Origin of the sequence: Streptomyces sp. NPDC032940 (assembly GCF_040636935.1) — a bacterium.
Lineage (GTDB): Bacteria > Actinomycetota > Actinomycetes > Streptomycetales > Streptomycetaceae > Streptomyces.
Genome location: NZ_JBEZVJ010000027.1, coordinates 75580 through 95166 on the forward strand (window position 1 = coordinate 75580; position 19587 = coordinate 95166).

The following is a 19587-nucleotide window of genomic DNA, read 5'->3' on the forward strand; positions in this document are numbered from 1 at the left end:
TCCGGCGCGAGTGGCGGCGGGGGCCGCGGTTACTCTCGACTGCGTACGCGCGTACCCGCGTCGCACATCTGCCGTCACTTGCCGTCACCGAAGAGAGCACCGCCGTGAGCCACCCCTTCCTGGACCTCGCCCCGCTGAGCGCCGCCCGTTTCGCCGCGATCGAGGACCGGGTGGCGCGACTGCTCGGCACGCGGCAGGACGTCGTGATCACGCAGGGCGAGGCGCTGCTGCCGCTGGAGGGCGCGATCCGCGGGTGCGCCGGCCCGGACACCGTGGCGCTGAACGTGGTCACCGGGCCGTACGGGCAGACGTTCGGCGACTGGCTGCGGGACTGCGGCGCGACCGTGCACGACCTCGCCGTGCCCTTCCACACCGCCGTGACGGCCGACCTGGTGCGGCAGGCCTTCGCCGAGCACCCGGAGATCGACTTCGTGTCCCTGGTGCACGCGGAGGCGGCGACCGGCAACACCAACCCGGTCGCGGAGATCGGCGAGGTGGTGCGGGCGCACGGGGCTCTGTTCTACCTGGACGCGGTGGCCTCGGTGGGCGCCGAGCCGGTGCTGCCGGACGCGTGGGGCGTGGACCTGTGCGTCATCGGCGCGCAGAAGGCGATGGGCGGCCCGGCCGGGGTGTCGGCGGTGTCGGTGAGCGAGCGGGCGTGGGCGCGGATGGCGGCCAACCCCGGGGCGCCGCGCCGGTCGTACCTGTCGCTGCTGGACTGGAAGGAGCGCTGGATCGACGGCGGCCGCAAGGCGTTGCTGCACGCTCCGGCGCAGCTGGAGATGCTGGCGCTGGAGGCCTGCGTCGAGCGCATCGAGGCGCAGGGCCCGGAGACGGTGATGGCGCGGCACGCGTCGGCCGCGGCGGCCACCCGGGCCGGGGCGCTCGCGCTGGGCGGCGGTCTGGAGCCTTACGTGTACGACGCGCGGGGGGCGGCGCCGGTGGCGACGACCCTGCGCGTGGCGCCGGAGCTGGACGCCTCGGAGCTGGTGGCCCTGGCGCTGGCGGCCGACCCGGCGCTGCCGCTGGCGGCGGGCGGCGGCGCGCTGGCCAAGGAGATGATCCGCGTCAACCACTACGGGCCGGACGCGACGCGCGAGACGGTGCGGGGCTGCCTGGCGGCACTGGGTGCCGCGCTGGCCGGCAAGGGCCGCCGGACCGATGTGGAGGCGGCACGCAGGGCCGCCGAGGACGCCTGGGACCGGCCGTCCGCCACCGGCTTTGCGGGAGCATGAATTCGAGGTAATTACCGAAGTCCACAGAAAGTGAATTCAGATAATTACCTCGATAGGCTCCCGGTATTCTCCTGCCCGGTTTTCGTGGGCCTAAACCCCCTGATTTCATGAAGCCAGGAGATCGGATCCGGAGCACCTCGCGACGGGTTACATGATTGTGACCCGTTGCACATGGTGACCGTTTTGCTACTTATGTACAGGTCATTTACCCCCAAATCGCCGCCCTCTCGCGCGGAAGCACGCGCCCGCGCGATAACACATGAGGCGCTCATCCGTAACCCCATCCGGCGATGCATTTTTTAATTCCACTGGGTAAATTCAATTTGCATGACCGCCGTGCAAGCAGACCTGCGAATCGATCGCCCGGAAGTGGCCGACGGGGCCGCCCTGTGGCGGATAGCGAGGGATTCCAAGGTCCTCGACCTGAACTCGTCCTACAGCTATCTGCTCTGGTGCCGTGACTTCGCCGCCACCTCGGCCGTGGCCCGTGACGGGCACGGCGTGCCGGTCGGCTTCGTCACCGGCTACCTGCGGCCCGACCGGCCGGACACACTGCTCGTGTGGCAGGTGGCGGTGGACGAGGCTTACCGTGGACGAAAGCTCGCCGCTTCACTGCTGGACGAGCTGGCCGCCCGGACCGCCGCGGAGTTCGGGACGGAGACCGTGGAGACCACCATCTCCCCCGACAACACCGCGTCCCAGCGGTTGTTCACCTCGTTCGCCGAGCGGCACGGAGCCCGGCTTGAGCGCGAGGTGCTGTTCGACACGGACCTCTTCCCCGACGGACCGCACGAGCCCGAAGTGCTGTACCGCATCGGCCCCCTGACCACCGCGGCCCGCGGCTGACCGGCCCGGCCCCCGGACGTCCGGGCGCCCCGGACCTCCGGCCCCTCGCACTTCCCGGCAGCGACCGCCCGGGTCGTCCCCCGGATCCGTACGACCTTCCTCTCCCACCTCACCCCACGAGGAGCGATTCGTCGTGACCATCACCCAGCCCGACCTCAGCGTTTTCGAGACCGTCGAATCCGAGGTGCGCAGCTACTGCCGCGGCTGGCCCACCGTCTTCGACCGCGCCCACGGCAGCCGGATGTACGACGAGGACGGCCACGAGTACCTCGACTTCTTCGCCGGCGCGGGCTCGCTCAACTACGGGCACAACAACCCCGTCCTGAAACGGGCGTTGATCGACTACCTGGAGCGGGACGGCGTCACGCACGGGCTGGACATGTCGACGACCGCCAAGCGCCGCTTCCTGGAGACCTTCCAGAACATCGTCCTGCGGCCGCGCGACCTGCCCTACAAGGTCATGTTCCCGGGCCCGACGGGCACCAACGCCGTGGAGTCCGCGCTGAAGCTGGCGCGCAAGGTGAAGGGACGCGAGTCGATCGTGTCGTTCACCAACGCCTTCCACGGCATGTCGCTGGGCTCGCTCGCCGTGACCGGCAACGCCTTCAAGCGGGCCGGCGCCGGCATCCCGCTGGTGCACGGCACGCCCATGCCGTTCGACAACTACTTCGACGGCACCGTCGAGGACTTCCTCTGGTTCGAGCGGCTGCTCGAGGACCAGGGCTCCGGCCTCAACAAGCCGGCCGCCGTGATCGTCGAGACGGTGCAGGGCGAGGGCGGCATCAACGTGGCCCGGCCCGAGTGGCTGCGCGCCCTGTCCGAGCTGTGCGCCCGCCAGGACATGCTGCTCATCGTCGACGACATCCAGATGGGCTGCGGCCGGACCGGCGCCTTCTTCTCCTTCGAGGAGGCGGGCATCACGCCGGACATCGTGACCGTCTCCAAGTCGATCAGCGGCTACGGGCTGCCCATGTCGCTGTGCCTGTTCAAGCCGGAGCTGGACGTGTGGGAGCCGGGCGAGCACAACGGCACCTTCCGCGGCAACAACCCGGCCTTCGTCACGGCGACCGCCACGCTGGAGGCGTACTGGACGGACGGCTCGGCGATGGAGAAGCAGACCCGCAAGCGCGGCGAGCAGGTCGAGCAGCACATGATCGCCATCACCGAGGAGAACCTCGCCGACGTCAAGGAGTACCGGGGCCGCGGCCTGGTCTGGGGCCTGGAGTTCCACGACAAGGAGCGCGCGGGCCGCGTCGCCAGGCGCGCCTTCGAGCTCGGGCTGCTCATCGAGACGTCCGGCCCCGAGAGCGAGGTCGTCAAACTCCTGCCGGCGCTCACCGTCACGCCCGACGAGGTGGACGAGGGCATGAAGACCCTCGCCCGCGCCGTGCGCGAGACCGCCTGACACCGCACCACGCGCTTCCGGCGCCTTCGGCCCGCGCGACCGTGGGCGCCGGGGATCCCTGCACACCCTCACCTAGGAGGCATCGCAACACCGTGATCGTCCGTTCGTTCAAGGAGATCGAAGGCACCGACCGGCACGTGAAGTCGGCGTCCGGCACCTGGGAGAGCAAGCGCATCGTCCTCGCCAAGGAGAAGGTCGGCTTCTCCGTCCACGAGACGATCCTGTACGCGGGCACGGAGACGGACATGTGGTACGCGAACCACATCGAGGCCGTCGTCTGCACCAAGGGCGATGCCGAGCTCACCGACCGCGAGACGGGGAAGACGTACCACATCACCCCGGGCACGATGTACCTCCTGGACGGCCACGAGCGGCACACGCTCAAGGTCAAGGAGGACTTCCACTGCATCTGTGTCTTCAACCCGCCCGTGACCGGACGGGAGGACCACGACGAGAACGGCGTCTACCCGCTGCTCACCGAGGAGGTGTGAGTCATCGTGACCATCACGACCACGAACATCACCGATCTCTATCCCACCCGCGGTGCCACCGAGGTGGCCACGCCCCGGCAGGACCCGGTGGTCTGGGGCGACCCCGGCGCGCCCGGCCCCGTCTCGGCCGGTGACCTCCAGGCACTGGACCGCGACGGCTTCCTCGCCATCGACCAGCTCATCGGGCCGGACGAGGTCGCCGTCTACCAGCGGGAACTGGAGCGGCTGACGAGCGACCCGGCGATCCGCGCGGACGAGCGCTCGATCGTGGAGCCGCGGTCCAAGGAGATCCGGTCCGTCTTCGAAGTGCACAAGATCAGCGAGGTCTTCGCGAATCTGGTGCGCGACGAGCGCGTGGTCGGCCGGGCCCGGCAGATCCTCGGCTCGGACGTCTACGTCCACCAGTCGCGGATCAACGTCAAGCCGGGCTTCGGGGCCAGTGGCTTCTACTGGCACTCGGACTTCGAGACCTGGCACGCCGAGGACGGCCTGCCGAACATGCGCACGATCTCCGTCTCCATCGCGCTCACCGAGAACTACGACACCAACGGCGGTCTCATGATCATGCCGGGGTCGCACAAGACGTTCCTCGGGTGCGCGGGGGCCACGCCGAAGGACAACTACAAGAAGTCCCTGCAGATGCAGGACGCGGGAACGCCGTCCGACGAGGCGCTGACGAAGATGGCCTCGGAGTACGGCATCAAGCTGTTCACCGGCAAGGCCGGCTCGGCGACCTGGTTCGACTGCAACTGCATGCACGGGTCGGGCGACAACATCACGCCGTTCCCGCGCAGCAACGTGTTCATCGTGTTCAACAGCGTGGAGAACACGGCGGTCGAGCCCTTCGCGGCACCGATCCGGCGTCCGGAGTTCATCGGGGCGCGGGACTTCACGCCGGTGCGGTGACGCCCGTGCGGTGAACCGCGCACAAGACTCGGGCAGGGGCCTCCTCGTGTGGGACGGGAGGCCCCTGCCCGGTACGCGCCGTCGCACGGCCGGGCGGCTCAGCCCGCCAGGACGTCGAGGAGCCGGTCGACGTCCGCCTCCGTGTTGTAGAGGTGGAACGCGGCCCGCAGATTGCCCGCCCGGTCCGAGACCTGCACGCCCGCCCGCCCCAGGTCGCCCTGACGGTGGCCGAGTCCGGGCACGGAGACGATCGCCGACCCGGGTGCGGGGACCGGCTCGTGCCCCAGGGAGCCCAGGCCCGCGCGGAACCGGTCGGCGAGGGCGGTGTCGTGTGCGTGCACGGCCTTCACGCCGAGTTCCTCGACGAGCGCGAGGGAGTGCCGGGCGCCGGTGTAGGAGAAGAGGGCGGGGCTCTCGTCGAAGCGCCGCGCGGAGTGCGCGAGTTCCTCGACGGGGCCGTAGCAGCTGTCCCAGGGGTGCTCGCCCGACGCCCACCCGGCGAACAGCGGCGTCAGTCCGGCGGATTCGCCGAGGTCCTCCGGGACGACGAGGAAGGCGACGCCGCGCGGGCAGAACACCCACTTGTAGCCGACGGCGGCCACGTAGTCGAAGTCGTCGGCGGCCAGCGGCAGCCACCCGTTCGACTGGGAGGCGTCGATCAGCGTCCGCGCGCCGTGCGCCCGGGCGGCGTCCCGCAGTCCCGCGAGGTCGGCGATCCGTCCGTCGGCCGACTGCACGGAGCTGACCGCGACCAGCGCGGTGTCCGGGCCCACCGACTCGGCGATCCGTTCCAGCGGCACGCTGCGGACCTTGAGGTCGCGGCGCAGGTGGAGGGGGTTCACCAGGGAGCTGAAGTCGGCCTCCGCGGTGAGGACTTCGGCGCCCGCGGGCAGCGAGGACGCGACGAGCCCGCTGAAGGTGGCGACCGACGCCCCGGTCGCCACCCGGGAGGCGGGCACCCCGAGGAGACGGGCGAAGGCGGCCCGGCTCGCCTCGACGTCGGCGAACATGTCGAGGGGCTGCCCGTCCGCCGCGGACTGTGCCGCGTCCCGCATCGCGGCGAGGGTCCGGGCGGGCAGCAGGCCGGTGCTGGCGGTGTTCAGGTACGTCGTCTTCGGATCGAACTCGGCACGGACGAGGGTCTCGAAGCTCTCCATGTCACCACTGTGCGGCCCCGGGACCTCCCCGTCCATTGCGTATTTCTGCGCGATATCCCCAAGGAACGCTTATGCGAACCCGTTGACCTGCGCGTTTCAGTTCTGCGGCACCGCACAGCCGTCCGGACCACAGGCCTCGGCCGTCCCGTCCCCGGCGTCGACGAGCTTCAGCGGCGGGCGCTCGCCCCAGGCCTGCGTCAGTGCCTGGGCGAAGACCTCGGCGGGCTGGGCGCCGGAGACGCCGTACGTGCGGTCGAGCACGAAGAACGGCACCCCGGTCGCCCCGAGCTGCGCGGCCTCGCGTTCGTCGGCGCGCACCTCGTCGGCGTAGGCGGTGGGGTCGGAGAGCACCGTACGGACGGCGTCCTCCGCCAGCCCGGCGGCGACGGCCAGCTCCACGAGCCGTTCGTCGTCGTCGAAGACGGAGCGCTCCTCGGCGAAGTTGCCCCGGTAGAGCGCGTCCAGCAGCACCTCCTGACGGCCGTGCTCCTTGGCCAGGTGGAGCAGCCGGTGCATGTCGAAGGTGCTGCCGTGGTCGCGGCCCCGGGTGCGGTAGTCCAGGCCCTCGGCGGCGGCCTGCGCGCCGAGGTTGTCCTCACCGGCCTGTGCCTGCGCCTCGCTCATGCCGTACTTCGCGGTGAGCATCGTCAGCACGGGCTGCACGTCGTCCTTGGCCCGCCCGGGGTCCAGCTCGAAGGACCGGTGCACCACCTCGACGCCGTCCCGGTGCTCGAAGGCCGCCAGCGCCTTCTCGAAGCGGGCCTTGCCCACGTAGCACCAGGGGCAGGCGATGTCGCTCCAGATCTCGACGCGCATGTCTCGGCTCTTCTCCAGGTCGTACGGTGCGGAGGCCTCCCCTCCGCCACGTACGTGAACGTTCAAGCGCCGGGTCTCATTCCCCGGGCACGTCGAAGCGCAGGAAGAGGTGGTGGTCGTCCTCGGCGTGCGGGTGCTCCGGGTCGGGGAACCAGCCCCGGCGGGCGTAGAAGGCCTGGGCGCGCCGGTTGCCGGTGTGGACGTCGAGGACGGCGGTCCGCAGGCCGTCGGCCCGCCACTGCTCGACGCAGGCGGCGTGCAGGGCGGTGCCGATGCCGGAGCGCCAGTGGTCGGGGTCGACGTGGAACTGGTACAGCTTGACCAGTCCGGACGGGGCGTCCTCCGGGGCGCGGAACGAAGCGACGGCGACCATGCGCCCGTGCTCCACGACGCACAGCACGTGGCCGTCGGGCCGCTCGACGGCGGTGCGCCAGGCGGTGGCCCAGTCGTAGCCGTCGTCGGGGAGCCCGTCCGGGTAGTACGTCGCCCGGGCGCGGACGTGCAGGGCGGCCACCGTCTCCGTCTCGGCGGGCAGGACGGTGCGGATCACCCGGTTTCCGGTCACGCGTTCGTGGATCATGCACCGCAGGACGCGTGAGCCGCCCCTTCCGGTTGCGTCAGCTTCCGTCGCGCAGCCCGGCCGGCCAGTGCGGCCGGAACTCCAGGTGGTCGTAGGTCACGGTGCACCCCTCCCCCGTGGGCGCCTGGGCGAGGAAGCCGACCAGCGCCGAGCCCGTCTCCCGCTCGTCGCCCAGGGTGAAGAGCCGGACGAAGGTCCAGCGCTCGCCGTCGGGGGAGGCGTGGAAGGCGAAGGCCCGCCCGCTGCGGCTGACCCGCAGCCACACGGAATCGCCCTCCACCGGGAAGGAGTTGCAGTCGTCGGAGTGCCCCCGGGTGACCACCGTGCAGACGGTGGCCACGTCCGGCGAGTACTCCAGGCACAACTTGGCCCAGGCCCGCTCCCCGACGTGGATGTACAGCACCCCGGCATCGAAGGCGGCCCGGAAGCCGACGGTGACCCGGGCGATCAGCTGGAAATCTCCGACGGGAGCCCCCAGCAGCCGGGGCGCGTCGGAAACGGACTCCAGCGCCTCGCCGGTGGGCGGCACGAACCGATCCTGCCGAGCCCCGGCAACACCGGTGAGCACACCGTCCTCGTATGCCCAACTGCCGTCGGGCCCATAGGGGCAGAGGGAAAAGGGCAGTTCGGGAAGTGCGATGTCCATGTACTGATTCCATCCGGTCGGGGATACGGGCCTCAGGGGCGCGGGGCGGTATCGACATGCGGCTCCGCCGCGTGGGCGCGACCGGCCACGACGCCGCCGCACCCGCAGAACAACCCGCACCCCCACGGCGCTACCGCTCAAGCACCCCGTCGAACCTCCGAGGCAGCCCCAGCGGATTCCCGTCCCGCAACTCCACCGGCAGCAGCGCCTCCGGCACTCCCTGGTAGGCCACCGGCCGCAGCCACCGCTCAATAGCGGTACCGCCCACCGACGTGGACGTCGACGTCGTCGCCGGATACGGCCCCCCGTGATGCTGGGCCGCGGCCACCGCGACCCCCGTGGGCCACCCGTTCACCAGCACCCGCCCCGCGAGGGGCGTCACCGCACCGAGAAGCTCGGCGCCGCCTCCCTCCCCCGCGGCCTCTCCGGCGGAGAGCTGCACCGTCGCCGTCAGATTCCCCGGCAGCCGCGACAGCACCCCCCGGACCTCGGCCTCGTCCTCGTAGCGGGCCACCACGGTGACCGGCCCGAAGCACTCCTCGAGGAGCAGGTCGTGCTCGCCCTCGGCGGCCAGCCGCGCGGCCGGCACGGTCAGGAAGCCGGGGCTGACGCTGTGCTCGCCGCCCGAGCCCGGCGTCACCGGGGACTCCACGTCGGGCAGCGCCGCGCGCTCGGTGACGCCGGCGACGAAGTTGTCCCGCATGCGGTGGTCGAGCAGCACCCCGGCGTCGGTGGCGCTGACGGCGTCCGTGAGGGTCTTGACCAGGCCGTCACCGGCGGCGCCGGACGGCACGAGGACCAGGCCGGGCTTGACGCAGAACTGGCCGACGCCCAGCGTCATCGAACCGGCGAGGCCGGCGCCGATGGCCTCCGCCCGTTCGGCCGCCGCGGCCTCGGTGACGACGACCGGGTTCAGGGAGCCCAGCTCGCCGTGGAAGGGGATGGGCACGGGGCGGGCCGCCGCCGCGTCGAAGAGGGCGCGGCCACCGCGTACGGAGCCGGTGAAGCCGGCCGCGGTCACCAGCGGGTGCCTGATCAGCTCGAGACCGGCGTCGAAGCCGTGCACGAGGCCGAGGACGCCCTCGGGGAGGTCGTGCCGGGCGGCGGCCCGGCGCAGCACGCTCGCGACCAGCTCGGACAGGGCCGGGTGGTCGGGGTGGGCCTTGACGACGACCGGGCAGCCGGCCGCGAGGGCGCTCGCGGTGTCGCCGCCGGGGACGGAGAAGGCGAAGGGGAAGTTGGAGGCGGAGTAGACGGCCACGACGCCGAGCGGCACCTTGTAGCGGCGCAGGTCGGGGATGGGCGGGGTGGCGGTGTCGTCGGGGTGGTTGATGACGACGCCGAGGAACTCCCCCTCGTCGACGATGTCGGCGAAGGCCCGCAGCTGGTAGCAGGTGCGGGCGAGCTCGCCGGTGAGCCGGACCGGGCCGAGCGCGGTCTCGGCGTCGGCCACCTCCACGAGGGTGTTCTCGGCCGCCTTCAGCTCGTCGGCGGCGGTGCGCAGGAACGCCGCGCGGACGGCGCGGTCGGCGAGGGCCTCGCGTGCCGCGTGGGCGGCACGGACGGCGGCGTCCACCTCCTGGGCCGTGGCCTCCACCGCGACCTGTTCACGCTGCTTCCCGGTACGGGGGTCGACACTCCAGACTGGTGCTGCTGCCACCGCGGGTCCCTCCACGTGCTCTGCGTTCTCTGCAACGAAGTCGTTCGATATACTGAACGTTGTCTCCGATGATGAATACGGTGGACACTATTTCCCGTCGAACGAAGGGGTCAAGGGCGATGTCGGCTGGCGAGACGGGGGGCGGAGCGCAGGTCAAGTCCGCCGTGCGGACGGTGGAACTGCTCGAGTACTTCGCCGGACGCCCCGGCATGCACTCCCTCGCGTCGGTCCAGGAGGCCGTGGGCTACCCCAAGTCGAGCCTGTACATGCTGCTGCGCACGCTGGTCGAGCTGGGCTGGGTGGAGACGGACGCGACGGGCACGCGGTACGGCATCGGCGTACGGGCGCTGCTGGTCGGCACGTCGTACATCGACGGCGACGAGGTGGTCGCGGCGGCGCGGCCGACGCTGGACCGGCTCTCGGACGACACCACGGAGACGATCCACCTCGCCCGGCTGGACGGCACGAACGTCGTCTATCTGGCCACCCGCCAGTCCCAGCACTACCTGCGCCCCTTCACCCGGGTCGGCCGCCGGCTGCCCGCGCACTCCACGTCGCTGGGCAAGGCGCTGCTGAGCACGTACAGCGACGAGCAGGTCCGCAAGATGCTCCCGGAGACCCTGCCGGCGTTGACCGAACACACCATCACCGACCGGGAGAGGCTCATCGAGGAGCTGCACCAGGTGCGGGAGCAGGGTTTCGCGGTGGACCGCGAGGAGAACACCCTGGGGCTGCGCTGCTTCGGCGTGGCGATCCCCTACCGCACCCCCGCGCGGGACGCGATCAGCTGCTCGGTTCCGGTGGCGCGGCTGACGCCGGCGCACGAGCAGACGGTGAAGGACGCGCTGTTCGACGCGCGTGACCGGCTGACGCTGGCGACGCGTAGGCTCTGAGCCATGCTCATCGCACTGCGCGAGGTCCACGACAGCGATCTGCCCGTCTTCTTCCGGCAGATGAACGATCCGGAGGCCCTGCGCATGGCGGCCTTCACCCCGCCGGACCCCGCCGACTGGGACGCGTTCACGGCGCACTGGCGGAAGATTCGGGCCTCGCGGGACGTCGTGCGGACCATCCTGGGCGACGGCGACGTCATCGGCAGCACCGCGGTGTACGGGGAGCCCGGCGAGCGCGAGGTGACGTACTGGGTGGACCGGGCCTACTGGGGTCGGGGCGTGGCCACGGCCGCCCTGCGGGCCCTGCTCGCCGAGGTCGAGGACCGCCCGCTGTACGCCCGGGCCGCCGCGGACAACGCCGGGTCGCGGCGGGTGCTGGAGAAGTGCGGCTTCGAGACGAGCGCCCGGGCACGGGGCTTCGCGCCGGCGCGCGGCGAGGTCATCGACGAGGTCGTCCTCCACCTCGCCCACTGAGCGCCGCCTGCCCGGGGTTTCATGAACGGATGATGAGAAAACGGGGCGCATGGGAACGATCCGCTCCCGCCCGTTCGTCCTGTGGGCGGGATGAACAAGACGATCAGGCGCGCCTCGGTCTTCACGCTGCTCCTGGTGTTCGCTCTGCTGGTGCGGGCGACCTGGGTGCAGTTCTACGACGGCCAGGCGCTCGCGGACGACAAGGGCAACCGGCGCAACGCGATCGAGACGTACGCGGAGCCGCTCGGGAACATCATCGTGGCCGGACGCTCGGTCACCGGATCCACGCCGACGAAGGGCGGCGACCTCACGTACAAGCGCACGTACACGGACGGCGAGCTGTACGCGGCGGTGACGGGCTACGCCTCGCAGGCGTACGCGCCGACCCAGCTGGAGGGCATCTACCAGGACCTGCTCAACGGCACCGACCCGCGGCTGCACACCCTCATGGACACGGTCACCGGCCGGCGGTCCGACCCGGGCAACGTGATCACGACGATCGACCCGGACGTGCAGAAGGCCGGGCTCGAGGCGCTGGGCGACAAGAAGGGCGCCGCCGTCGCGATCGACCCGAAGACGGGCAGGATCCTCTCGGTCGTCTCCACCCCGTCGTACGACCCGTCGTCGCTGACCGACGCCAACACCGCCGGTGAGGCGTGGCAGACGCTCACGAGCGACCCGGACAAGCCGCTGACCAACCGTGCGCTGCGCCAGCCGCTGCCACCGGGCTCGACGTTCAAGCTCGTGGTGGCGGCGGCAGCGCTGGAGGACGGGCTGTACGGATCGGTCGACGAGAGGACCGACAGCCCGGACCCGTACCAGCTGCCGGACACGAACACCGATCTGTCGAACGAGAACCCGAACGCCCCCTGCGAGAACGCCACGATCCGCACGGCGCTGCAGTACTCGTGCAACAACGTGTTCGCGAAGATGGCCGTGGACCTGGGTCAGGACAAGCTGCGGGCCATGGCCGAGAAGTTCGGGTTCAACGACGCGACGCAGGACGTGCCGGTGCGGGCGTACACGAGCGTGTACCCGAAGGACATGAACCGGCCGTCGACCGCCCTGACGGGCATCGGCCAGTTCGACGTGACGGCGACCCCGCTCCAGATGGCCATGGTGTCCGCGGCCCTCGCCAACGACGGCAAGCTGGTCTCGCCGCACATGGTGTCGCAGATCACCGGCGGCGACGGCGACGTGCTGGAGGACTACGACGACTCGGCCGGGACCGAGCGGATCGTCAGCTCCGACACCGCCCGGCAGCTCCAGTCGGCCATGCGGACGGTGGTCGACGAGGGCACGGGGTCGAACGCGCAGATCGCCGGCGCGACCGTGGGCGGCAAGACGGGCACGGCCCAGCACGGCGAGAACAACAGCAAGACGCCGTACGCCTGGTTCACGTCCTACGCCAAGTCCGACTCGTCGGACCGGCAGGTCGCCGTGGCCGTCCTGGTCGAGCAGTCCGACGCGGCGCGCTCCGAGGTCAGCGGCAACGGACTGGCGGCCCCGGTGGCCAGGGCGATGATGCAGGCGGCGCTGAAGGACTAGGCCTTCCGAAGGCCGGAAGGGACCTCCTCACATCGGTTCGGGGTGCCATACGGTGTTCGGCGCACCGTACGGCCGGACCGGCCGACGCTGCTACAGTGCCGGATCCCGGCCCGGCGCACGGCTGTTCGACGCCGGGGAAGCCGCTGCGAGGAGAGTCCGCCCGTGGGCACAGTCGTCGACGACGCCGCCTCCGTGGAGTTCCACGCCTTCTTCGAGCGCCACTACGCCGAACTGTCCCGGCTCGCCCATCTGCTGACGGGCGAGCCGGACGCCGCCGACGACCTGGCGGCGGACGCCCTGCTCGCGCTGTGGCACCGCTGGGACCGGGTGCGCGCGGCCGACCATCCGGTGGCGTACGCGCGCGGCGTGGTCGCCAATCTCGCCCGCAGCCGGATCCGCAGCGCTGTGCGCGAGCGCCGGCGCGTCGCCCTGTTCTGGCCGCAGCGCGAGGAGGGGACGGAGAACCCGGACGTCGCGGGTGTGGTGGACGTACAGGAGGCGTTGCGCGCCCTGCCGTTCCGCAAGCGGGCGTGCGTGGTGCTGCGGCACGCGTTCGACCTCTCCGAGAAGGACACCGCCCTCGCCCTGGGCGTCTCGGTGGGTACGGTGAAGAGCCAGACGTCGAAGGCGGTGGCCGAACTGCAGCGGGTGCTCGGCACCCGGGGGGCGGCGCAGCAGGTGCACGCGGCGATCGCACGCACCGGTGAGGCCGCGGGAAGGAAACGATGACCGGGCGGCGGGACGTGGACGAGGAGCTGCGCGCCCGGCTGCACGAGGCGGCCGGGGCGCACGAGCCCGACCGCGCGCGCATGCTGGCCCGGATCGAGCGCGGCATGGCGGGCCGGGACCTTGCCGGGCGCCGGGCGGCCCGCCCGCCGGCGCTGGGCTGGGCCCGGGTGGCCGGTGCGACGGCCGCGGTGGCGGGTGTCCTCGTGGTCGGCGGGTACGCGGTCGCGTCCGCGGTGAAGGACGAGGCGCCCGCCCGGCGCTCGGTCGCCGCCTCCCCGACGGCTTCCCCGTCGCCGGCCGCCCCCACGAGCCCCGCGCCCCGGCCGTCGTCGTCCGTCGCACCGACGCCGGGGACCTCGGCCGGGACGCGGGGGCCGGACCGGCCGTCGTCCTCCGGAACGCCGGACGGGACACCTGCCGGGTCTCCGTCCGGCACGGCCACCGGCGCCGCCCGCCCACCGGCCGCCGGGACCGAGGACGGCCCGCTGTGGTCGGACGGCTCGGTCGACCCGCACAGCAACGACTACTGGGCGCAGAGCAACATCACCCTGAGGACGAGCACCCCGCTGACCGCGCTCACCGTCGAGCTGAGGGTGGCGCAGACCGGCGGGGTCGCCTCCACCGGCGCGTGGCGGTCGCTGCCCGAGGACGACTTCACGTTCACGGTGGAGGAGCGGGACGGTTTCCTCGTCCACCGGTGGACGCTCAAGCAGGGCCGTACGGTCCCGGCGGGCGAGTGGATGTTCGCGGGCCAGTACGACCACGCGCTGGGCGGCCGGGACGCTAACGGCGACCGCTACTCGGCGACGGCCACCGCGCAGACCGGACGGCTGTCGGTGCGGGGCGACTTCGCGCCGCACGACGACGGCGCGTGAGGAAACTCCGCGCCACCGGCAACCCTTTGCCCGTCCGTGGCGACCAGGGAGCGACAACTCCCCCTCCACACAAGGACATGGGCATGACTGCACCTACCGAACAGCGCGTCCGCCACCGCCGCCGGGTCTCCAGGCGACGGGCGGTGATCGCCTCGGCGGCCGCGCTGGGCCTCACCGGCGCGGCGATCGTCACGACGACGATGCTGTCCACCGCCGGCGCCGCGACGTCCTGGCCGACGGAGACCGGCAGCAAGGCCGTCTCGTCCACGATCCCGGTCTCCGGCACCTACGACGGCAAGCTGCAGAGGTTCTACGGCACCGGCGACCTCGGCACCTCCGGCCAGGACGAGGACCAGGGCCCGATCTTCGAGCTGGCGGACGGCGCCGTGCTGAAGAACGTGATCATCGGCACCCCGGCCGCGGACGGCGTGCACTGCAAGGGCTCCTGCACGCTGCAGAACGTCTGGTGGCTGGACGTCGGCGAGGACGCCGCCAGCTTCAAGGGCGCCTCCCCGTCGGCCGTGTACACCGTGTACGGGGGCGGCGCGAAGAACGCCGAGGACAAGGTGTTCCAGTTCAACGGTGCGGGCAAGCTCGTCGTCACCAAGTTCCAGGTCGAGAACTTCGGCAAGCTGGTGCGCTCCTGCGGCAACTGCAAGACGCAGTACCAGCGCACGATCATCATCAACGACGTGGACGTCACCGCGCCCGGCAAGTCCGTCGTCGGCGTCAACCAGAACTACGGCGACACCGCGGCGCTGCGCAACATCCGCATCCACGGCGACAGCAAGAAGAAGATCGAGACCTGCGTCCGCTTCGAGGGCAACAACACCGGCAAGGAGCCCAAGGAGCTCTCCCCGGCCGGCCCCTACGGCACGACGTGCAACTTCACCGCGGCGGACATCAGTTACGAGTGACCCTCCGCGCGAGCGCCTCCGCCGGCCGGTCGCCGGCGGGGGCGCTCCCCGACCGCGTCAGGTCACTCGACGAAGTACGTCGGGTTGGGCAGCTTGTAGGTCCGGTCGGCGTATCCGCCCTGGAGGTCGGAGTACTGGTCGCCGAAGTTGGCGACGATGTCGTACCCGAGGTCCCGCTCGATGTGGCGGCGGGTGCCCGCCTTGAACTGCACGGTGGTGCAGGTCCAGGTGCCCGGGGTGGCGCAGTGGGCGAGGTAGGACGGCGGGTTCGCCTTGTCCTTGAGGAACATGTGGCCGGCGTCGAGATTGACGTCCGCGCCCACCTTCTTCAGGTTCTCGACGGCGGCGGCGCGCTGGGCCTCGCTCAGGCCGGAGTTGTAGAAGACCTCGACGCCCTTCTCCTCCGCGTAGCGCACCAGGCCCGGGCTGCCGAACACGGCGGGGCGGTCTGCCTTGTTGACGTAGGCGGCCCAGGTGGCGCTGTCGTAGCCGTAGTTGTTCTTCTTCTCGTAGTCGAGGCTGAGCAGCAGCGTGTCGTCGATGTCGAAGACGACCGCCGGCCGCTCGCCCCGGTGGTGCGCCGCCGTGCGGGCCGCCTTGTCGATCTGCTTCCTGGCCGCGGCGTCGATGCTCGCCAGGTCCTTGGCGTACTGGCTGTCCGGGGACGCCTGGTAGACACCGTCGGCGTCGGCCGTGGTGCCGTAGTAGGCGTCGATGTCCTTGGTCAACTGCCCGATGTTGTAGGGCTCGTGCGTGGAGTTGGCCGTGGACTGGCCGGCGGTGGCCGCACCCGTGCCGTAGAGGGCGGCACCGGCGACGGCGCAGGCGGCGGTGACGGCGGCGATGCGCGATGACTTTTGCATGAGACACGGTCCTACGCGCGTCACCCCCTGCTGCGCGAGAGCTGTGGCCGGATCGGTACCCCTTTACCTGGCAAAAATCGCGTCAAGTGCGCCGGGGACTACGGACGCCAGTCGCCGAGGTACGCCGCCCTGGTGTGCGCCGCGGCCTCGGCGCGGCTCAGCTGGGGCCGGTTCTCCGGGACGGTGACTGCCGCGCCGGGGCCGGTGTTGCGGTACTCGCGGAACCGCTGCTCCTGCCATGGGTGGTCGGCGCGCATGTCGGCGTAGGGCGCGGCCGCGTCGATGCCCGTGCCGAGGTGGGTCTCGCGCACGGTGAGCATGGGGCGGGCGGTGGTGTCGGAGCTGGGCACCCAGGGGCGGGCCAGCTTGTAGTGGCCGTCGGGGGCCTCGCTGCTGACACGGCTTCGGGTGACGAGGTAGCCGCGCGGGTTGGCGCCCGCGGTGGACGGCGCGAACACGAAACCGTAGGGGGCGGCGGCGAGGTCGGTGCGGTCGAGGGTGCGGAAGTGGCAGTCCTCGTACACGGCGGTCGCCCGGCCGAAGACGAAGTCGACGTCGCCCTCGACATGGCAGTGGGCGTAGTACTGGCGGGCGAAGTGGCCGAGGGCGCGGGTGTCGGCGTAGAGGGTGTCCTGGTGGCCGAGGAAGCGGCAGTGGTGGAACGCCGTGCGGTCGCCCTGGGCCTTGAGGGCGACGGCCTGGGTGCCGGTCCAGTCGGGGTGGTCGGCGCGCAGCCAGTCGTTGGCGAAGGTGATCCGGTGGGCGGTGAAACCGTCGGCCTGCACGGTGGTGGTGGCCGAGCCGCTGGTGCCGTAGGTGCCGGAACCGTCGGGCCTGGGGGTGCCGGCCGCGTTGTCGAAGACGATGACGGTGTCGCGCGGGTCCTCGGAGGCACCGATCCAGGTGGCGTCGGTGCGGGTGGCGTCGACGGTCACGGTCTCACGGTAGGTGCCGGGCGCGAGGACGAGCGTCCAGCCGCTGCCGGCGGCGGCGGTCACGGCGGCCTGGACGGAGGTGAAGTCGCCGCGGCCGTGCGGGTCGACGTACAGGGTCTTCGGGGTGCGGCGGGCGGACGGCGAGCCGTGGCGTCCGAACGGGCGGTGGCGTCCGCCGGCCCGGGCCGGGCCGGCGGCGAGGCCGAGGGCGGCGCCGGCGCCGGCGGTCGCGAACAGGAAGCCTCTGCGGGAGGGGGCGGTGCGGTGCATGCGTGTACTCCTTCGGGCGGGACGGTGCCGGGGTGGGCCGGGGCGGTGCGGTCGCCCCGGCCCTGTTCGGGGATGCGTCAGCGCAGGCGGCCGGCGCCCGCGCCGTGGTCGACGACCGCGGGGACGGCCTTCGCCGGGAGGACCGTGGTGCGCAGGGTGGGCGTCCAGCCCGAGCCCCGCTGGAGGGTCTCGCCCGGGATCTCCGCGTTGTGCACGGCGATCAGGTCGACGGTGCGGCCGTTGACCTGGTTGTGGGCGGCGGTGACCGGTGCCTCGCTCCACTTCTTGAGGACCTTCGCGGCGCTGACCCCGGCCGGGAGAGTGAAGGCGTTGTGCTCGGCGACGAGTGCGGACTCCTTGCCGACGCCGAAGCTGTAGGCGTAGTCGTCCGAGGCCACGAAGTGGTTGTTGTAGACGTCGACCTGGCCGAAGCGGACGCGGGGCGCGCGCTCGACGAGGTTCTCGAACAGGTTGTGGTGGAAGGTGACCTTGAGGTGGCCGCGGTCGCCGACGGCGGTGGACTCGCTGTCGCTGTTGCCGATCAGGATCGTCTTGTCGTGCTCGGTGAAGACGTTCCAGGAGGCCGTGACGTAGTCGGCGCCCTTGACGACGTCCAGCTGTCCGTCGTGCTGCTGGTAGAGCATGCCGAAGTAGGTGGGCGCCGCGCTGTCGGGGTGCTCGCCGTCGGTGAAGGTGTTGTGGTCCAGCCAGACGTGGGTGGAGCCGTACACGACCGCGCTGTCGTACTCGGAGTTCCAGTTGCCCCGGTCGCCGTCCGTGGGGTCCCACTGCGGGAAGCAGTCGACGGGGCTCTCGAAGGTGAGGTTGCGGACGATGACGTTGTCCACGCCCTTGATCTGCAGGCTGGCGCCCTTGAGGCCGGCGTTCTTGCCGATGCCGATGATGGTGGTGTCGGCCGGGACGTTCGCCTTGATCGACTGGTCCTGCCGGGCGGCGGAGGCGCGGCGCAGTCCCTCGGGGCTGTCGTCGGGCTCGGCGCTCAGGTCGGTGTCCAGGCCCCATGTCTCGGGCGCGTACGTCTTCAGGTAGGCGTCGAAGTCGTAGCCGGGGGCGGCGAAGGCGTCGCAGCCCTCGGAGACGGCGTCGATGGTGCCCTTCACCTTGATGATCCGCGGCGCGTCGCCGCCGGCGGCGAGGGCGGCCTTGAACTCGGCCCAGGTGGTGACCGTGTACACGTGCGCTGCGTCGGCGGCGGCACCGCCGGTGGTGCCCGTGCCCTGGGAGGCCCAGCCGTCCTTCGCCGGCAGCGTCTGGCGGGCGAGGTCGGTGGAGTGGTGGTGGCCGGGGCGGGCCTCGGCTCCGGCGGCGGTCAGGCTCAGCGCGAGGGCCGTGCAGCCGGCCAGCGCGGCCACTCTTGCTGTGGCATGCCCATGCCATCTCTGTGTGCTCATGGTGCGGCTCTCCGTTTCGGGTCGATGGTTCCTACGCGGGCTGCGGCCAGGTGATCCAGGACGCGGGAACGTCCTCGTCCAGTCGGCGCACGTCCCGGTGCGCGAGCACCCGCGTGCGCAGCAGCTCCCGCGCGACCAGCCGGGCCACCTCGATCGCGCCCGGCGGGTTGAAGTGGGTGTTGTCCTGCTCGGTGGCGGTCCAGTTGAAGTACGTCTTGGTCTCCTCGGCGCCGAGCCGCTGCCACAGGGCCAGCGACAGCGCCTGCGTGTCGAGCAGCGCCACGCCCTCCTCGGCGGCCAGCGCCCGCATCGCGGCCGGGTACTCACCGTGGGTGGGGACCGCGTCGCCGGCCGCGTCGAAGCGGCGTCGCTCGACGGGCGTGGCCAGCACGGGCCGCGCCCCGCGGGCCCGGGCGCCGTCGACGTACAGACGCAGGTGCTCCTGGTACGTGGTCCAGGGATCGGTGTGGCGGGTGGGGTCCTCGGCCTTCTCGTCGTTGTGCGCGAACTGGACGAGGAGCAGATCGCCGGGCCGGATCAGCGCGAGGATCGCGTCGAGCCGCCCCTCGTCGACGAAGCTCTTGGAACTCCGCCCGTTCACGGCGTGGTCGGCGACGAGCAGTTGCCGGTGGAGGAAGAACGGCAGCGCCATGCCCCACCCGGTCTCGGGCGCGGCGTCGGCGTACTTCTGGGCGGCGGTGGAGTCGCCGGCGAGGTAGAGGGTGCGGGGGCGGCGCGCGCCGGCCTGTGCGGTGCCCGCGGCGAACGCGAGGGGGACGGCGGCGACCGCGGCCGCGGTGACCTGCCTTCGGCTGAGTGACACGTGGGGGGCCTTTCATGACGAGGGAAAGGGAGACGGGGGAAGGGGACAGGGGCGGCCCGCAGCCTGCGCCGTCCGCAGACCGCCCCACGGCGATGTCCGGCTCGGG

General features: G+C 71.7%; 20 protein-coding genes. 11 read left to right on the forward strand and 9 right to left on the reverse strand.

Features of this window, described 5'->3' with window-relative positions; all coding sequences use genetic code 11:
- Positions 1-104 precede the first annotated feature (104 nt).
- The 5 genes from AB0E77_RS26995 (at position 105) to thpD (ending at position 4883) form a co-directional block, all read left to right on the forward strand.
- Complete coding sequence (locus tag AB0E77_RS26995; RefSeq protein WP_361575126.1) at positions 105-1235, forward strand: aminotransferase class V-fold PLP-dependent enzyme; 1131 nt, start codon at positions 105-107, stop codon at positions 1233-1235.
- A gap of 327 nt (positions 1236-1562) precedes the next feature.
- Positions 1563-2081 carry a diaminobutyrate acetyltransferase gene (ectA, locus tag AB0E77_RS27000; protein WP_361575129.1) on the forward strand — a complete coding sequence of 173 codons (519 nt, stop codon included), beginning with the start codon at positions 1563-1565 and terminating at the stop codon, positions 2079-2081.
- A 133-nt stretch (positions 2082-2214) separates the two neighbouring features.
- Positions 2215-3486: a diaminobutyrate--2-oxoglutarate transaminase gene (ectB, locus tag AB0E77_RS27005; RefSeq protein WP_361575131.1), complete on the forward strand. Its 1272-nt coding sequence runs from the start codon at positions 2215-2217 to the stop codon at positions 3484-3486.
- 92 nt (positions 3487-3578) lie between these two features.
- The gene (locus AB0E77_RS27010; RefSeq protein WP_004932953.1) at positions 3579-3977 is read left to right on the forward strand and encodes an ectoine synthase; all 399 of its coding nucleotides are present in this window, start codon (positions 3579-3581) and stop codon (positions 3975-3977) included.
- 6 nt (positions 3978-3983) lie between these two features.
- Positions 3984-4883 (forward strand): ectoine hydroxylase, encoded by a 900-nt coding sequence (gene thpD / locus AB0E77_RS27015; protein ID WP_361575134.1) that lies wholly within the window; start codon positions 3984-3986, stop codon positions 4881-4883.
- A gap of 98 nt (positions 4884-4981) precedes the next feature.
- On the opposite strand, the gene AB0E77_RS27020 is transcribed toward thpD, so the two are convergent.
- The 5 genes from AB0E77_RS27020 to AB0E77_RS27040 form a co-directional block, all read right to left on the reverse strand.
- Positions 4982-6076: an aminotransferase class V-fold PLP-dependent enzyme gene (locus tag AB0E77_RS27020; RefSeq protein WP_361575137.1), complete on the reverse strand. Its 1095-nt coding sequence runs from the start codon at positions 6074-6076 to the stop codon at positions 4982-4984.
- A 60-nt stretch (positions 6077-6136) separates the two neighbouring features.
- Positions 6137-6856: a DsbA family oxidoreductase gene (locus AB0E77_RS27025; protein WP_361575140.1), complete on the reverse strand. Its 720-nt coding sequence runs from the start codon at positions 6854-6856 to the stop codon at positions 6137-6139.
- A gap of 76 nt (positions 6857-6932) precedes the next feature.
- The gene (locus AB0E77_RS27030; protein WP_361575142.1) at positions 6933-7436 is read right to left on the reverse strand and encodes a GNAT family N-acetyltransferase; all 504 of its coding nucleotides are present in this window, start codon (positions 7434-7436) and stop codon (positions 6933-6935) included.
- 37 nt (positions 7437-7473) lie between these two features.
- Positions 7474-8082: a DUF1349 domain-containing protein gene (locus AB0E77_RS27035; protein WP_361575145.1), complete on the reverse strand. Its 609-nt coding sequence runs from the start codon at positions 8080-8082 to the stop codon at positions 7474-7476.
- Between the two features lie 130 nt (positions 8083-8212).
- Positions 8213-9742 carry an aldehyde dehydrogenase (NADP(+)) gene (locus tag AB0E77_RS27040; RefSeq protein WP_361575148.1) on the reverse strand — a complete coding sequence of 510 codons (1530 nt, stop codon included), beginning with the start codon at positions 9740-9742 and terminating at the stop codon, positions 8213-8215.
- Positions 9743-9861: 119 nt separating this feature from the next.
- Here AB0E77_RS27040 and AB0E77_RS27045 point away from each other — a divergent pair, with 119 nt between their 5' ends.
- The 6 genes from AB0E77_RS27045 to AB0E77_RS27070 all read left to right on the forward strand — a co-directional run bounded on the left by AB0E77_RS27045 (position 9862) and on the right by AB0E77_RS27070 (position 15178).
- Positions 9862-10635, forward strand: a complete 774-nt coding sequence (locus AB0E77_RS27045) for an IclR family transcriptional regulator (protein WP_356555075.1) — start codon at positions 9862-9864, stop codon at positions 10633-10635.
- Positions 10636-10638: 3 nt separating this feature from the next.
- The gene (locus tag AB0E77_RS27050) at positions 10639-11109 is read left to right on the forward strand and encodes a GNAT family N-acetyltransferase (RefSeq protein ID WP_361575151.1); all 471 of its coding nucleotides are present in this window, start codon (positions 10639-10641) and stop codon (positions 11107-11109) included.
- 90 nt (positions 11110-11199) lie between these two features.
- On the forward strand, positions 11200-12657 hold the full coding sequence (locus AB0E77_RS27055) for a penicillin-binding transpeptidase domain-containing protein (protein ID WP_361575154.1): 1458 nt from the start codon (positions 11200-11202) through the stop codon (positions 12655-12657).
- Positions 12658-12819: 162 nt separating this feature from the next.
- Positions 12820-13386, forward strand: coding sequence for a SigE family RNA polymerase sigma factor (locus tag AB0E77_RS27060; protein WP_361575157.1), 567 nt, complete (start codon positions 12820-12822; stop codon positions 13384-13386).
- Positions 13383-14261 (forward strand): hypothetical protein, encoded by an 879-nt coding sequence (locus AB0E77_RS27065; protein WP_361575160.1) that lies wholly within the window; start codon positions 13383-13385, stop codon positions 14259-14261. The genes AB0E77_RS27060 and AB0E77_RS27065 overlap by 4 nt, the downstream gene beginning before the upstream one ends.
- Before the next feature lie 83 nt (positions 14262-14344).
- Positions 14345-15178, forward strand: a complete 834-nt coding sequence (locus tag AB0E77_RS27070) for a pectate lyase (protein ID WP_361575163.1) — start codon at positions 14345-14347, stop codon at positions 15176-15178.
- A gap of 62 nt (positions 15179-15240) precedes the next feature.
- On the opposite strand, the gene AB0E77_RS27075 is transcribed toward AB0E77_RS27070, so the two are convergent.
- From AB0E77_RS27075 to AB0E77_RS27090, 4 genes are all read right to left on the reverse strand, one after another.
- Complete coding sequence (locus AB0E77_RS27075) at positions 15241-16041, reverse strand: HAD family acid phosphatase (RefSeq protein ID WP_361575165.1); 801 nt, start codon at positions 16039-16041, stop codon at positions 15241-15243.
- 98 nt (positions 16042-16139) lie between these two features.
- Positions 16140-17246, reverse strand: coding sequence for a pectinesterase family protein (locus AB0E77_RS27080; RefSeq protein WP_361575168.1), 1107 nt, complete (start codon positions 17244-17246; stop codon positions 16140-16142).
- Positions 17247-17323: 77 nt separating this feature from the next.
- Positions 17324-18658: a polysaccharide lyase family 1 protein gene (locus AB0E77_RS27085; protein WP_361575171.1), complete on the reverse strand. Its 1335-nt coding sequence runs from the start codon at positions 18656-18658 to the stop codon at positions 17324-17326.
- A gap of 31 nt (positions 18659-18689) precedes the next feature.
- Positions 18690-19481, reverse strand: coding sequence for a rhamnogalacturonan acetylesterase (locus AB0E77_RS27090; RefSeq protein ID WP_361575174.1), 792 nt, complete (start codon positions 19479-19481; stop codon positions 18690-18692).
- Positions 19482-19587: the final 106 nt, after the last annotated feature.

Bases quoted from the DNA above. Each gene is read 5' to 3' on its own strand.
- ectA (WP_361575129.1), top strand. From the start codon at position 1,563: ATGACCGCCGTGCAAGCAGACCTGCGAATCGATCGCCCGGAAGTGGCC.
- AB0E77_RS27020 (WP_361575137.1), bottom strand. From the start codon at position 6,076: ATGGACGGGGAGGTCCCGGGGCCGCACAGTGGTGACATGGAGAGCTTC.
- AB0E77_RS27025 (WP_361575140.1), bottom strand. From the start codon at position 6,856: ATGCGCGTCGAGATCTGGAGCGACATCGCCTGCCCCTGGTGCTACGTG.
- AB0E77_RS27030 (WP_361575142.1), bottom strand. From the start codon at position 7,436: ATGATCCACGAACGCGTGACCGGAAACCGGGTGATCCGCACCGTCCTG.
- AB0E77_RS27035 (WP_361575145.1), bottom strand. From the start codon at position 8,082: ATGGACATCGCACTTCCCGAACTGCCCTTTTCCCTCTGCCCCTATGGG.
- AB0E77_RS27045 (WP_356555075.1), top strand. From the start codon at position 9,862: ATGTCGGCTGGCGAGACGGGGGGCGGAGCGCAGGTCAAGTCCGCCGTG.
- AB0E77_RS27050 (WP_361575151.1), top strand. From the start codon at position 10,639: ATGCTCATCGCACTGCGCGAGGTCCACGACAGCGATCTGCCCGTCTTC.
- AB0E77_RS27055 (WP_361575154.1), top strand. From the start codon at position 11,200: ATGAACAAGACGATCAGGCGCGCCTCGGTCTTCACGCTGCTCCTGGTG.
- AB0E77_RS27065 (WP_361575160.1), top strand. From the start codon at position 13,383: ATGACCGGGCGGCGGGACGTGGACGAGGAGCTGCGCGCCCGGCTGCAC.
- AB0E77_RS27070 (WP_361575163.1), top strand. From the start codon at position 14,345: ATGACTGCACCTACCGAACAGCGCGTCCGCCACCGCCGCCGGGTCTCC.
- AB0E77_RS27075 (WP_361575165.1), bottom strand. From the start codon at position 16,041: ATGCAAAAGTCATCGCGCATCGCCGCCGTCACCGCCGCCTGCGCCGTC.
- AB0E77_RS27080 (WP_361575168.1), bottom strand. From the start codon at position 17,246: ATGCACCGCACCGCCCCCTCCCGCAGAGGCTTCCTGTTCGCGACCGCC.
- AB0E77_RS27085 (WP_361575171.1), bottom strand. From the start codon at position 18,658: ATGAGCACACAGAGATGGCATGGGCATGCCACAGCAAGAGTGGCCGCG.